Origin of the sequence: Shewanella submarina (assembly GCF_042646185.1) — a bacterium.
In the GTDB taxonomy this organism is placed as follows: Bacteria; Pseudomonadota; Gammaproteobacteria; order Enterobacterales; family Shewanellaceae; genus Shewanella; species Shewanella corallii.
The window spans coordinates 14777-30185 of the sequence record NZ_JBHRTD010000001.1 but is presented as its reverse complement, the minus strand read 5'-3'; the positions used below and the strand labels follow the sequence as shown (position 1 = coordinate 30185).

The window sequence follows — 15409 nt, the reverse complement described above, 5'->3', positions numbered from 1 at the left end:
CAGCGCTAATGAATGAAACCCGGATTTACCAGATCTTCACCCGCTGCTCAGGCGGCAAATACATATCGTCGCCCTCTTTGACTTCAAACACTTCATAAAACTCAGGGATGTTACGTGGCGTCCCCATAGCGCGGAAGTGGCTTGGTGAGTGCACGTCGGTCAACAGGCGACGACCCAGCTCTTCGTCACGGTAGGCACGACGCCAGATCTGTGACCAACCGATAAACAGCCGCTGCTCGCCGGACAGCCCATCCATCACAGGGCTTGGCTTGCCATCAAGACTCATCTCATAGGCACGCAGAGCCACCGTCAGGCCGCCCAGGTCTCCAATGTTCTCACCCAGAGTCATATCACCATTAACAAAACGTCCCGGCAGCGCTTCATACTGACCATATTGACGGCTCAGTTGCTGAGCGCGCTTTTGGAACTCTCGCTTGTCCTGCGCCGACCACCAGTTTCTCAGGTTGCCATCACCATCATACTTGGAGCCCTGATCATCGAAACCATGACTGATTTCGTGGCCAATCACGGCACCGATACCACCATAGTTCACCGAATCATCGGCTTCCATATTGAAAAATGGCGGCTGCAGAATAGCGGCCGGGAAAACAATCTCGTTGTTTACCGGATTGAAGTAGGCATTCACCGTCTGTGGTGTCATATGCCACTCATTCTTATCGATAGGCTTACCCAGCTTGGCGATCATATCCCTGTACTCAAAGCGGGCGTAACGCTCATAGTTACCCACCAGGTCATCGGCCTTGATCTCCAGATCACTGTAGTCACGCCACTCATCAGGGTAACCAATCTTATAAGTGAACTTGGACAGTTTCTCCTGAGCCGCCAGTTTGGTCTCGGGTGTCATCCACTCCAGCTCATTGATGCTCACCTCAAAGGCTTTGATCAGATTCTGGATCATCTCCTCCATGCGGGCCTTGGCTTCAGGTTTGAAGTTTTGCTCCACATAGGCTTCGCCCACCAGCTCACCAATCACCTGATCAGCCGCATCAACTGCTTTCTTCCATCGAGGCTTCTGAGCTTCTACGCCCATCAGGGTCTTGCTGTGGAAGCCAAAGTGCAGATCCACAAAGTTCTGGCTCAGCAGCTCGGCGTATCCATCAATCAGGTGGAAGGTCAGGTAGTCCTGCCACATACGCACCGGGAAGTTACCGAACTTCTTGCCAATGGTTTCCATGTAAGATGGCTGACGCACAATCACTTCAGTCACCTTGCCGTCCAGCCCTGTGGCTTTAGCGAAGGCTGGGTAATTGAAGGCACCCAGCATTTCGCTGAACTTTGCCACACTGACCTTGTTGTAACTCTTGTTGGCATCGCGGTTTTCAGTGCGACTCCACTGCGCCTGAGCAATATGAGTCTCAATCACTTCAACGCTGCGGGCAGCTCGGCGCGCGCCTTCATAGTCAGCGGCGGCCAGGACGTCAGTGACATACTTCCCCAATGCCAACCTGGCATTTTTAAACTTCTCATCTGACTTCAGGTAATAGTCTCTGTCCGGCAGAGTCAGCCCTGACTGGCTGAAATACACTGCGTACTGAGTCGAGTTCTTGGCATCATTGTTTACATAGAAGCCCAAAGGACCACTGCTGCCATTAATCAGGAGTTTGCCGATAACAGCAGAGAGCTGCTCATGGGTTTTGGCGGCTGCAATCTCTTCCAGTAAAGGTTTCAGTGGACTGACCCCTAACTGCTCGAGCAGTTGGGTATCCATATAACTGTCATAAAAATCGCCAATCTTCTGCTCTGTACTGCCAGCCTTCTTATTCTCTTTAGCCGCCGCAGTTTCGATAATCTGTTTCAGCGACTGCTGACTTTTCTCATACAACTCAGTAAAGGTGCCATAGTTGGAGCGATCAGCCGGGATAGGCGTATTGGCCAGCCACTTGCCATTAACACTGTAATAGAGGTCATCCTGATGACGAACTTGCTGATCAAAGTGCTGATGTTCAATACCGGATACAGGGTTTTCCGGCTGATAGGATTGGCTGGTGCAACCGGCAACGCCCAATCCCAGGGCGATAGCCAACGCCAGACTACTGACTTTCTTCATGAAACTCTCCAAATAGGGCTTTTATTGGTTTTAGCAGGCTCTAGTTTTAATCGGGATTCCCGGCTGCCGACAGATGCAACAAGCCTGGACGTGAAGCGGATCACGTCCGGAGCTGTATATTCAAACCCACTGAATTAATTAGAAGTTCTTTCCAAGGAACAGATAAAAGGCTTTGTCACCTGTATCGGTAAGACCTATACCAAGTGCAGCAGGGCCCAGATCTGTGTCAGTGCCCAAATACAGGCTGGATGCGTAAATAAGATCGTTAACCGCGATCTGATCCGACAATTCCCAGATGTTACCCGCTTCCAGGCTGGCTCCAAGGTATAGGGGAAACTCTGTCATTCCCAATGCATCACGCCCCAAATCATATTGATACATAATGGCACCGAATAACTTATGGGAACCCACCAACGCATTACGGTGGAAGCCCGACAGGTTCAAAAAGCCGCCCAATTCAGAAAGGTGTACAGAGAACAGACCATCTTTATTGACTGTGGCAAAGGCGGCTTTACCCACCAGCCCATGACTGCCGACGCTGACGGCACCTTTCCAATCTGCCTCTATCTGCAATGATCCCTCACCTGAGTCCTGATCGATAAAAGGCGGATAATCATCGTTACGCCAGTAGAGATTCAAATTCAAACGGTTACCACTGGTGGGGAAACTGATGGAATCCAGGGTGTCATATCCCAGCTTGAAGTACCCGCCCCAGGACTCATAAGAGAAGTCGTCGGTCAGCAAACTCTTATTGCTGATTTCCCCCCACTCACCAATTAAACCCAACTCTACCCGGCCAGCATTGGTGTAGTTGTAGCCAATGCCCGCAAACAGCTGGAAACTGGACTTATCCAACTCTGCCACACGGTTGTTTCCATCGTAGATATCCCAGTCATTTATCTCATATTTGCCTGTGCCCTGAACGTAGAACAACTGGTCGGAATCCAGAGGTTGATAAAACTGGCTACTGACCAACTTCTCGGAACCCAGTCTCAGCTCGTTGTGCCACTCGCCGCCATTTTCGGTCACATCGGTCAGGGTGTAGGCCATATCCAGGGTGATGGTAGAGTCCAGGGTAAAGTCGTCTTCCCAGTTCAGACCCAGCTGAAAATAGTCCGGTCCCCAGGACTTGGCTCTGGTGATCATTAACAGTTCGCGGCCAGTTGGGGTATCACGGAACTCTGCATTAACCCGCTCAAATTGATTCAGGGCGTACACTCTTTCAATAGCAGCGTCCAGATCGGCTCTGTTCACCACCAGGCCTTGTTTCAGCCCCAGAGTGTCCAGAATCAATGTATCACTGACCTTGGAATGGTTTTCCAGCACTACCCGGGCCAAAGGTAACTTAAGTTCGCTTTGCCACTGAGCACGTAACCTGGATTTGTGATTCTCGTAGGCCTGATAAGCTTCATCCGATACGGTTAGGGCCTCCAGCTGATTGTGGAATTCCAGCGCCGCTGTAATTCCCAAAGGCAGCACTTTGGGCATGATGGCAAAATCGGTGGTGCTCATTTCACCCACATCCGGACGGATCAGAATATCCCTGTCAGACAGCAGCCCCACCTGCCTTTCGGTGCTGGCATTGGTCAACATGGTAGACAGCTGGTTAAGCACTGCGACAGTGCTGTTGAGCTGATCTTTGCCCACCAGGGCAGAGCCGATATCCACAGCAATCACTATGTCAGCTCCCATGGCTTTAACCACATCCACAGGCATATTATTGGCAATACCACCATCCACCAGCAGAGTGCCGTCCACCTCGGCCGGCTGCAGCGCCCCAGGCACAGTGGCAGACGCCTGCATTGCCACCACTACGCTGCCTTTGGACAGGACAAAGGCTTTGCTGGTCACCAGATCTGTGGCAACCGCTCTGTATGGGATCGCCATATCATCAAAGTTGGTATATTCAGGCACCAGATTAGTGGCATTACGCAATAACATGGACATGGTCTGTCCCTGAAGCAGGCCACTTGGCACTTTGACTTGATCATCGCTGTAACCCACATTGATGGGGATGTTGTACTGATCGCGGAACTGCTTATCTCTGTAGCTGAGATCCTGTCTGGGAATGGTATCTGAATAACCTTTGGCCCAATCTGTCCCCATCATAATGGTTTCAATTTCTGTGGAGCTGTAGCCCAGGGCGTACATGCCTCCCACAAAGGCACCGATACTGGTACCAGCTACATAATCCACCGGGATATGGTAAGCCTCAAGCACCTTGAGTACACCGATATGAGCAGCGCCTTTGGCACCACCACCGCTGAGCACCAGACCTATCTTGGGTCTGTCATCTTCTGTTGCATAAACCGGCAAACAGAGGGAAATAGCCCACAGCAGGACAAGAGACCAGGTAGCTCGCTTCATAGGTGTGTACTGATGGAGAGATTAATGATTAAGCATTGTAACCGCTTGTGTAACAACCGCAAATGTCACTCAATTGGCAACGTCGGATGCCGGCGGAAAGCTGTGTTGCCTTAAATAGGCGTCCATATCTGGCACCGGCATAGGTTTGGCATAGTAATAGCCTTGAATGGTGTAACAACCGCGGATAAAGGCCTGCTCAAGTTGCTCTTCGGTTTCCACCCCTTCAGCTACTACATCCAGCTTAAGGTTACGGGCCAGCTCCACAATACTGGAGACAATCGCCTGATCGGAAACATGATCCACAATGTCGATAAAGAAAGTCCGGTCAATCTTGAGACTGTTTACGCTGAAATGCCGCAGGTAAGCTAATGATGAATAGCCGGTACCAAAATCATCAATAGCCACCTTAACCCCCAGCTCTGCCAGTTTTCTCAGGTGCTCCTGAGCCACGCTCACCTCTTTCATCAATACACCTTCGGTGATCTCAAGCTCAAGATTTTCCGGTTTCATGCCCGTTTCCAACAAAATACGATGCACGCCCGAGACGAAATCCGGTGAACGAAAGTGCACTGCTGAGATATTGACCGCAACATAGAAATCATCGGGCGCTATCTGGCACCACTTGCGTCCCTGGCTGCAGGCCTCCCTTAATACCCAAAGATCCAGCTGTTTAACCAGACCACAGGACTCGGCGATGGCAACAAATATATCCGGGCGAATATAGCCTTCAGTAGCATGATGCCATCTCAGCAGCGCTTCGATACCCACCAGGCGTTCAGTTCGCTCCCGAATATTAATCTGGGGCTGGAAATAGAGTTCAAAGTCGCCATTTTCCAGCGCTTTGCGTAACTCTGCTTCCAACTTCAAATGATAAAGGGCTTCGGCGTTTCGCTCTGAGGAGTAGTATTGGAAATTACAACGCCCTTCGTCCTTGGCATGATACATCGCCTGATCAGCATTCTTGATCAGCGCTTCCGGTTGACTGGCATCATCGGGCCAGACACTGATCCCAATACTGGCAGACAGATGGAACTCCCGGCCATAAAGTTCAAAAGGCATGGTCATCTGCCTGAGGATGGTTTCTGCCAATCGGTTTACGTTATCCAGGTTGTCAGCATCCCGAGCCAGGACTACAAATTCATCGCCGCCAAACCGACACAAAGTATGCTCAGTTTCCATACAGGCGTGCAATCTTGAAGCAGCTTCTACCAGCAAGGCATCCCCCATGCCATGACCGTAAGAGTCATTAACATGCTTGAACCTGTCCAGATCCATAAACAGCAGCGCCAGCTTCTCGTCGTTTTTCCCCGCCTGGAGTATGGCTTTCATCAGTCTGGCACCGAACAGAGTTCGGTTGGGAAGTCCCGTAAGCATATCGTAGTTGGCCAACCGCCTGAGGTCAGCCTCACTGCGCTTACGCTCGCGGATATCAGAGAACACCATGACATAGTGCATCGCTTTATTGTTGCCATCGCACATAGCTGACGCATTCAACCACACAGGGCAGGACATTTCCGGCAGGGCAAACTCCAGCTCACCACTCCAACCGCTCTGAGCGGTGACCTCCCGAAACAACTCCTCATCCAGATTGGGAATTGTCAGCAGGCTCTTGAAAGCCCGTCCCTCAAGAGATTCACCCAGCAGGCTGATGGCGGAGCGATTGGCGACAGAGATATTCTGTTCATGATCCAGGATCAGCACACCCTCGGCTGTATATTCAAAGGCCCTGGCCAACAAGCTGGCTTTATCCTGAAGCTCTCTGATGGCGGTAATATCACTGAAGATACCCAATACCCGCTGCAACTTGCCCGTTTGATCGAAAAGGCTCTTACCCATGACCCTCATCCAAGCAACATCACCTTTGGGATTCAGATACCTGAACTCGGTCTCAAACTTCTGTAGCTCCCCGCTGCGCAGCCCATTGCAGAGTTGCTCATACTCCTGCTGATCATCAGGAAACAGCCTGACGGACTGGGGACGCAATACCAACATTTGCGACTCACCCAGTAATCCTGTTCGATTACTGAGAAATAACCTGTCCATATCCGCATGCCATTCCCACAACTCAGAGTCGCTGCCTTTAAGCGCCTGCAGCAGCTTTTCCTCACCCGCCTGGAGTTCGGCATTCATGGCTTTGACACGGTTAAGCTGCTGCTGCCTTATCCAGAATACAAAGGCAAGCAAGGCCAGCACACTGGCGAACAGCAACATTCGGAACCAGGTGGTTTGCCACCACTCAAAGTCGATCGCAAACTGAAACAGCACAGGGGATTCAGACCACACACCATCCTGACGTTGCAGTACTTCAAGGACATAATCGCCGGGATGCAGGTTATTCAGGGTCAGCAGAGTCTGGCCATTCAAAGGCAAATAACCGGGTTCATTTCGTCCCCGCCTTTCCAGCAGTCGATACTGTAGATCCGGCGGCTCAACGTGCCAAAAACTGGCTGCGGACAACTGAATACTGATCACTTCAGTTCCGGCGGCCAATTTCACCGACTCACCGGGTAAGAGATCCAGATGCTCGGCATCTGTATCCATCACCTGAATAGCTTCGATGAACAACCTGTCGCTGCGCTGTTGCGCCTGCATCACCCCGACATCCAGCAACAGCACGCCATCGGTTGTACCAACATAAAGTTTGTCGTTCTGATACAACTCAAATGCGCCCTGATTGAATTCAGACACAGGCAAGCCGGAGCGCCGACTGTGAATCATAAAACTATCTGAACCCTTGCGCTGGGTAATCAAAGAGTTTGTACAGCCGATAAAATTGTAATTCTGAGTCTGTCCCATAAAGAACACTGTTGTGCAGGGAACCTGAGACTTGAGCGAGGTCACTTGCTCACCATCAAACTCAAATACGCCGTGTTCAGCGCTTCCCAACCAGAATTTTCCCGGGCTCAGCTCCAGTATGTTCATCAGCTCCGGGGAACTGTCTTCAACCTTTATCAGAGATGCCAGCGAAGTAAAGCCAGTCAGGTTTCTGTCAAAGTAGCCAAACACCTGATTACCGCCAATCCAAAGGCGCCCCTGGCTGTCACGCTTAACAAAATTGATATTTCCTGTGTCACCCGGAGGGCCATACTTACCCCAGTCCACAGGTAATATCCTGCGTTCGCCCGGATGCCAGTAATACAAGCCTTTATAACCACCCAACCAAACCCAGCCTTGCCTCACTGGGTCGCTGTACAACACAGTCGCCCAATCGGTTTCTTCTGGGGGAATATGACCGCTCCAGGCGGCTAAGGTTTGAGATTCGAGTGAGTTTTTATCGACCCGGTACAGGCCATTGGTGGTCAGAGCCAGCAGATTTCCCTGATCCAACCAGGCAATGTCATAAACCTGATCGTCACGGGACAATCCTTCAAGCGACACAGATTTAAAGCTGGTGTTATCCCTGTCTACGTAATGCAGCCCGCCCTCTGTAGCCAACCAGAGATGGGTTTTATCGGCAATCATTGACCAGCTGACATTCAGTGGAATCTGGTATGCATCATGACTACTGATACTGTCCAGCACATAGTCCGGCTCAGGAGCCAACAGCACGACTCCCTTACCGTTACCTCCGGCCCATATCAAACCGGAAGGATCCCGGGTGACCGTATATACAGTACTGATATCTGCCTGATTGAATATCAGGTCAGCGTAATAAGTCTTGAGCTCTTCGCCCTGTTTCCAGGCCAGCAAGCCATCACTGGAGGCAAACCAGAAAGTGCCTTCATTATCCTGAGTCAGCGAGTACAGGCTTTTTGTTACTCCTGGCTCGAAATTCAGCTCCAGAGTTGGCAGTTTCAGGCTTGCTAGGCCATCAGAAGTCGCAGCCCAAAGTGTTCCATCATCTGCCTGATACAAACTCCTAAGCCTGATGCTGTCCGACTCCCACAGCTTTCTTTCCAGCTCTCCATCGTCGTTAACCAGAAGCAGATTGTGCTTTCCCACCAGTATCCAGGCACCCCGAAAGGCCTGAATATTCAGCCAGAACTCGTCCTCGGCAGGAGCCTTGAACATAAACTCCATGGTCATCGCTACAGGATCAAAGCGCCACAACTCACCCTCTTCAGTCATTACTCTGTAGCTGCCATCCGCAGCCTGCTTCATATCGGTGATCAGCGCATTACCAAAGGAAGGAAAAAGATCTGAGCCAAGCGCCTTCATCCTGTTATCCCTGACGTCGAACAGCAAAGTCCCCTCTTCTGTCGTCGCAAGTACCATGGATGAAGTCACAGGAAAAACCCGCCAGAATGGCCTGCCACTGAAGGTTTGAGGAGACACAGATTGACCGCCCACGTCCACACGTCTGGCCCGGGACTGAGTGACCCGATACAAACCATATTCAGATGCAATCCAGGCAAGTCCCTGATCATCAAAGTTGATATGCTGAACCGCACCATTGAACATCAGGCCATCTCTGGCACTGATAACTCTGTGAATATTAGTGTGGCCCCATGCCTGATTGATGCCAGGCAATGTCAGCATCAACAGCAGGAGGGACAGTTTAAAAAAATGCATGCCGTGTGATAATTCTCGCCGATTAATCCTTCCCTGAGCGAAGACGAAATGATGTGTAAAACAGCGCCTTCCTGACTAAATCCCAATGTCCGGGATGCACTCAACATACTGTTCGCCTTTATCCTTCGCAAGTATGCTTCCCCAGAATTTTTAAGGGGGAGTAGACTTAACAATAGGTGATAAATTTGCATTTTTCCGAAAAAAAAGCGCTCGTATGAGCGCCTTTAAATAATCAATTCAGAAGATTACTTCTTCTTTTTAGCCTTTGGGTTTGGCAGGTCAGTAATTGAACCTTCGTAGATTTCTGCAGCCAGGCCCACAGACTCATGCAGAGTTGGGTGAGCGTGGATAGTCAGCGCGATATCTTCGGCATCACAACCCATTTCGATAGCCAGACCAATCTCACCCAGCAGCTCACCACCATTGGTACCAACGATGGCACCACCAATGATGCGATGGCTGTCTTTATCGAAGATCAGCTTGGTCATACCGTCTGCCGCGTCAGAAGCAATTGCACGACCACTGGCTGCCCATGGGAAGGTAGCAGTTTCGTAGGCAATACCCTGCTCTTTGGCTTCTTTCTCAGTCAGACCAACCCAGGCCACTTCTGGATCTGTGTAAGCGATAGATGGGATCACCTTAGGATCAAAGTAGTGCTTCTTACCGGCAATCACTTCAGCAGCGACGTGACCTTCATGCACACCTTTGTGTGCCAGCATTGGCTGACCCACGATATCACCGATAGCATGGATATGAGCCACATTGGTACGCAGCTGCTTGTCTACGTTGATAAAGCCACGCTCATCAACGTTTACACCGGCTTTCTCGGCGTCAATCAGCTTACCGTTTGGTGTACGACCAATGGCCACCAGCACTGCGTCATAGCGAACAGGCTCAGCCGGAGCTTTCTTGCCTTCCATAGACACGTAAATGCCGTCTTCTTTGGCTTCAACCGCAGTCACCTTGGTTTCCAGCATCAGATTGAACTTCTTGCTGATCTTCTTGGTGAAGGTTTTAACCACATCTTTATCAGCGGCCGGGATAACCTGGTCCAGCATTTCAACCACGTCAATTTGTGTACCCAGCGCATGGTATACGGTACCCATTTCCAGACCGATAATACCGCCGCCCATAACCAGCAGTTTTCCGGGAACTTCTTTCAGCTCCAGCGCATCGGTGGAGTCCCAGATACGTGGGTCTTCGTGGGGAATAAATGGTAGCTGAATCGGACGTGAGCCAGCAGCAATGATGGCGTTGTCGAAGTTAACCTTGGTCACAGTGCCATCTTCAGCAGTCACATCAATGCTGTTGGCGCTGGAGAATTTACCCAGACCGTTAACGACTTTCACTTTACGCATCTTGGCCATGCCACCCAGACCACCGGTCAGTTGACCAATAACCTTCTCTTTATATGCGCGCAGCTTGTCCAGATCGATCTGAGGCTCACCGAAAGTCACACCATGATCAGCCATCACATGGGCTTCTTCAATCACTTTGGCAACGTGCAGCAGGGCCTTGGACGGAATACAACCCACATTCAGACACACACCACCCAGGGTGTTGTAACGCTCAACGATCACAGTCTCCAGACCGAGATCCGCTGCGCGGAATGCTGCAGAATAGCCAGCAGGACCGGCACCTAATACCACTACCTGAGTTTTGATTTCGTTACTCATGATTTCCTCTAATCTTTGTTCATTCCGTTGGGCTGGGAACCTTAACCAACTGCCTGATTTGCCTGCTTGTAAGGTGCCCGCATTTTAACCCGTGTTTGATGCCGATCACAATCGCTGTTCAGATACTTAGGCACCAATCACTGTAAACAAAAGGCTGCCCTCTCAGGCAGCCTTACTCATTACAGAATGAGCTTGCGAATGTCTGACAGTACGCCACTCAAGTAGGTGACAAACTTGGCACCTTCTGCACCATCGATCACCCGGTGATCATAGGACAGAGACAGAGGCAACATCAGACGAGGTTCAAACTCTTTGCCGTTCCACTTTGGCTTCATGTCTGACTTGGATACACCAAGGATAGCAACTTCCGGCGCATTCACAATTGGCGTGAAGGAAGTACCACCCAGTCCACCCAGGCTGGAGATAGTGAAACAACCACCCTGCATATCGGCAGCGGTCAGCTTACCGGCACGGGCTTTTTTGGAGATCTCCATCAGCTCGAGGGACAGCTCGTGGATACCCTTCTTGTTCACATCACGTACCACAGGAACCACCAGACCATTTGGCGTATCAACTGCAATACCAATGTTCACATACTTCTTCAGTACCAGGCTTTCACCATCTTCAGATAGAGAAGCATTGAAGTTAGGGAAGGCTTCCAGTCCTTTGGCAACAGCTTTCATGATGAACACCAGAGGGGTGATCTTCATGCCGGTGTCTTTCTTGGCTTCAGCCGCGTTTTCAGACTTACGGAATGCTTCCAGTTCAGTGATGTCCGCTTCGTCAAACTGAGTAACATGAGGAATCATCACCCAGTTACGATGCAGGTTGGCACCAGAAATCTTCTTGATGCGTGACAGCGGCTGAACTTCAGTTTCACCAAACTTGCTGAAGTCTACTTTTGGCCATGGCAGCAGACCCAGACCAGCACCGTCGTTGCCAGAAGCTGATGCAGCACCTGACTCAAGACGCTTCAGCGCTTCTTTGATGTAGGTCTGAACGTCTTCTTTCACCACACGGCCTTTACGGCCAGAACCTTTTACCTTGGCCAGATTAACACCGAATTCACGGGCCAGGCGGCGGATAACAGGTGATGCGTGAGCATACTCATTGTTGGCTACAAAGCCATCTTCAGCCTTGGCAGCGCTTGCGGCCTGAGGCGCTGCTGCCTGAGGGGCAGGAGCAGAAGCCGCCGCAGCGGGTGCACTGGCAGCAACCGGAGCCGCAGCAGGCGCTGCAGAAGCGGTTTCGAAGACCATGATCAGCGAACCGGTAGAGACCTTGTCACCAGCAGCCACTTTGATCTCTTTAACAGTGCCGGCAAATGGCGCAGGCACTTCCATGGAGGCCTTATCGCCTTCCACAGTGATCAGCGACTGCTCGGCTTCGATACTGTCGCCAACGGCAACCATCACATCCGTGACTTCAACTTCGTCACCGCCGATATCAGGTACGTGAACTTCCTGCACCTGAGAAGCTGCTGGTGCTGCAGTTGGAGCCACTGGTGCAGCTGCGGGAGCGGAACCAGCAACAGCAGTGCTTGCCACTTCAAATACCATAATCAGTGAGCCGGTGGAGACTTTGTCACCCAGGTTCACCTTGATCTCTTTCAGCACGCCGGAGAAAGGAGCTGGAACTTCCATGGAAGCCTTATCGCCTTCCACAGTGATCAGAGGCTGTTCTTCAGAGATGCTGTCACCAACGGCAACCAGCACTTCAGTCACTTCCACTTCGTCACCACCGATATCAGGAACATTTACTTCCTTCAATTCGGCGGCAGCGACTGGACGGTCCGACGTCTCGGCTGCAGCCACAGAAGCAGCCGCTGCTGGTGCTTCAGCCGGAGCTGCAGCACCTTCGGTTTCGAACACCATAATCAGAGATCCAGTAGCAACCTTGTCGCCCACATTGATTTTGATCTCTTTGACGATACCTGCCTGAGCGGCAGGTACGTCCATAGAGGCTTTGTCACCCTCAACTGTGATCAGGGACTGCTCTTCTTCAACTTTGTCACCGACACTGACGAGGATTTCAGTTACTTCAACCTCATCGGCACCGATATCCGGTACAAAAATTTCGATAGCCATGAAATATGCCTCTTACGCGTACAGTGGGTTCATTTTCTGAGTGTCGATATCAAACTTGGCGATGGCTTCGGCCACTACACTCTTGTCGATATCACCACGCTTGGCCAGTTCGGTCAGCGCTGCAACTACCACGTAGCTGGCGTTAACTTCGAAGTGGCGGCGCAGGTTCTCACGGCTGTCACTGCGACCGAAACCATCGGTACCCAGCACGCGGAAAGACTGCGCAGGAACGAACGCACGTACTTGCTCTGCGTAGTTCTTAATGTAATCGGTTGCCACAATGGCTGGCTCGTTGCCCATCACCTTGGCGATGTAAGGCACTTGCTCTTCGCTCATTGGGTTCAGCATGTTGTGACGCTCACACGCCTGACCATCACGGGCCAGTTCGTTGAATGAAGTTACGCTGTATACATCAGAGCTGATGCCGTAGTCGTCGCTCAGAATCTGCGCCGCTTTACGTACTTCGTTCAGAATGGTACCTGAGCCCATCAGCTGAACCTTGCCCTTGTCACCACCCAGGCTTTCCAGCTTGTAGATACCCTTACGGATACCCTCTTCAGCACCGGCTGGCATGGCTGGCTGAGCATAGTTTTCGTTCATCAGCGTCAGGTAGTAGAACACGTTCTCCTGATCAGCACCGTACATACGACGCATACCATCCTGCAGAATCACAGCAACTTCGTAAGCATAAGTTGGATCGTAAGAGATACAGTTAGGTACAGTACCTGCCAGAATGTGGCTGTGACCATCTTCGTGCTGCAAACCTTCACCGTTCAGTGTGGTACGACCCGCAGTTGCCCCCAGCAGGAAGCCCCGGGCTTGCTGGTCACCAGCCATCCACGCCATATCGCCAACACGCTGGAAGCCGAACATGGAGTAGTAGATGTAGAACGGGATCATCGGCAGATCGTTGGTGCTGTATGACGTTGCCGCAGCAACCCATGAAGACATAGCACCCAGCTCGTTGATACCTTCCTGCAACACCTGACCTGAAGTCGCCTCTTTATAGTAAGAAACGATATCGCGATCCTGTGGGGTGTACTGCTGACCGTGTGGGTTATAGATACCAATCTGACGGAACAGACCTTCCATACCAAAGGTACGGGCTTCGTCCGCAATGATAGGCACAATGTTCTTGCCCACGCCTTTGTCTTTCAGCAACACGTTCAGTGCACGTACAAAGGCCATGGTGGTAGAGATCTCGCGCTTCTGCTCTTCCAGCAGCGGCTGGAATGCATCCAGCTCAGGCATCGCCAGATCTTCAGTAAACTTAGGCAGACGCTTAGGGGTATAACCGTGCAGCGCCTGACGACGGGCGTGCAGGTAGTTGTACTCGGCACTGCCCTCTTCCAGCTTCAGGTATGGCAGTGACTTGATAGCTTCATCAGATACCAGATCCTGCAGGCCCAGACGGTTGCGCAGGTGTTCAACATGGCTCATGTCCATCTTCTTCACCTGGTGTGCAATGTTCTTACCTTCAGCAGCCTCACCCATGCCATAACCTTTAACGGTTTTGGCCAGAATAACAGTTGGACGACCTTTATTGTCCTGTGCAGCTTTGAAAGCAGCGAACAGCTTGGATGGCTCATGACCACCGCGCTTCAGAGCAAAGATCTCTTCGTCGGTCATATCAGCAACCAGAGCAGCAGTCTCAGGGTACTTACCGAAGAAGTGTTCACGCACATAAGCGCCGTTCTTGGACTTGTAGGTCTGGTAGTCACCGTCAACGGTTTCGTTCATCAGCTGCAGCAGCTTGCCGGTCTTGTCTTTAGCCAGCAGCTTGTCCCAGCCACTACCCCAAACCACTTTAATAACGTTCCAGCCGGCACCTTTGAACAGACCTTCCAGTTCCTGGATGATCTTACCGTTACCCATTACCGGGCCGTCCAGACGCTGCAGGTTACAGTTGATAAGGAAGCACAGGTTATCCAGCTTTTCGCGGGCGGCGAAGGAAATAGCGCCACGGCTTTCCGGCTCATCCATTTCACCGTCACCCAGGAACGCATATACGCGCTGGTTGCTGGTGTCTTTCATGCCACGGCCGTTCAGGTACTTAAGGAAACGCGCCTGGTAAATAGCAGAGATAGGACCCAGACCCATGGATACAGTCGGGAATTGCCAGAATTCAGGCATCAACTTGGGGTGTGGGTAAGAAGAGATACCTTTGCCGTCCACTTCCTGACGGAAGTTATCCAGCTGCTCTTCGGTCAGACGACCTTCCACAAATGCGCGGGAGTAGATACCCGGAGCGATATGGCCCTGATAGTAAACTAGGTCGCCACCATCAACTTCGTTTGGCGCACGGAAGAAGTGGTTGAAACAGGTCTCATAGAAAGCTGCAGAAGACTGGTAAGAAGCCATGTGGCCACCCAGTTCAAGATCTTTCTTGGAAGCGCGCAACACGATCATGATGGCGTTCCAGCGAATGATAGAGCGAATACGACGCTCCAGATTCACATCACCTGGATAAGCTGGCTCCTGCGCCGCCGGAATGGTGTTGATGTAGTTGGTGGTAATACCGGTAGGCATATCCACACCATCAAGGCGAGCCTTATCCATTACCTGCTCAAGCAGATATTGGGCACGCTCTACACCTTCTTCGCGAACGACGGATTCAAGAGCGGCCAGCCACTCCTGGGTTTCTGTTGGATCTAGGTCTTGTAGCAAATGTTCAGACATGAGACTGTCCTTACTTACAC

General features: G+C 51.3%; 6 protein-coding genes. All 6 read right to left on the bottom strand.

All coding sequences use genetic code 11. From position 1 onward, the window contains the following. Nucleotides 1-25: 25 nt before the first annotated feature. The 6 genes from ACFOE0_RS00100 to aceE all read right to left on the bottom strand — a co-directional run bounded on the left by ACFOE0_RS00100 (nucleotide 26) and on the right by aceE (nucleotide 15389). Nucleotides 26-2068 carry a M13 family metallopeptidase gene (locus tag ACFOE0_RS00100; protein ID WP_248936398.1) on the bottom strand — a complete coding sequence of 681 codons (2043 nt, stop codon included), beginning with the start codon at nucleotides 2066-2068 and terminating at the stop codon, nucleotides 26-28. Nucleotides 2069-2206: 138 nt separating this feature from the next. Beyond that, complete coding sequence (locus ACFOE0_RS00095) at nucleotides 2207-4435, bottom strand: patatin-like phospholipase family protein (RefSeq protein ID WP_248936397.1); 2229 nt, start codon at nucleotides 4433-4435, stop codon at nucleotides 2207-2209. Between the two features lie 69 nt (nucleotides 4436-4504). After that, nucleotides 4505-8947 (bottom strand): EAL domain-containing protein, encoded by a 4443-nt coding sequence (locus ACFOE0_RS00090; RefSeq protein ID WP_248936396.1) that lies wholly within the window; start codon nucleotides 8945-8947, stop codon nucleotides 4505-4507. Nucleotides 8948-9192: 245 nt separating this feature from the next. Further along, complete coding sequence (lpdA, locus tag ACFOE0_RS00085) at nucleotides 9193-10623, bottom strand: dihydrolipoyl dehydrogenase (RefSeq protein ID WP_248936395.1); 1431 nt, start codon at nucleotides 10621-10623, stop codon at nucleotides 9193-9195. 179 nt (nucleotides 10624-10802) lie between these two features. Next, nucleotides 10803-12710 (bottom strand): pyruvate dehydrogenase complex dihydrolipoyllysine-residue acetyltransferase, encoded by a 1908-nt coding sequence (aceF, locus tag ACFOE0_RS00080; RefSeq protein WP_248936394.1) that lies wholly within the window; start codon nucleotides 12708-12710, stop codon nucleotides 10803-10805. Between the two features lie 12 nt (nucleotides 12711-12722). Next, nucleotides 12723-15389, bottom strand: a complete 2667-nt coding sequence (gene aceE, locus ACFOE0_RS00075) for a pyruvate dehydrogenase (acetyl-transferring), homodimeric type (protein WP_248936393.1) — start codon at nucleotides 15387-15389, stop codon at nucleotides 12723-12725. Between the last annotated feature and the right edge of the window lie 20 nt (nucleotides 15390-15409).

Coding starts and splice junctions, on each gene's coding strand:
- aceE (WP_248936393.1), bottom strand. CDS start 15,389: ATGTCTGAACATTTGCTACAAGACCTAGATCCAACAGAAACCCAGGAG.
- aceF (WP_248936394.1), bottom strand. CDS start 12,710: ATGGCTATCGAAATTTTTGTACCGGATATCGGTGCCGATGAGGTTGAA.
- lpdA (WP_248936395.1), bottom strand. CDS start 10,623: ATGAGTAACGAAATCAAAACTCAGGTAGTGGTATTAGGTGCCGGTCCT.
- ACFOE0_RS00090 (WP_248936396.1), bottom strand. CDS start 8,947: ATGCATTTTTTTAAACTGTCCCTCCTGCTGTTGATGCTGACATTGCCT.
- ACFOE0_RS00095 (WP_248936397.1), bottom strand. CDS start 4,435: ATGAAGCGAGCTACCTGGTCTCTTGTCCTGCTGTGGGCTATTTCCCTC.
- ACFOE0_RS00100 (WP_248936398.1), bottom strand. CDS start 2,068: ATGAAGAAAGTCAGTAGTCTGGCGTTGGCTATCGCCCTGGGATTGGGC.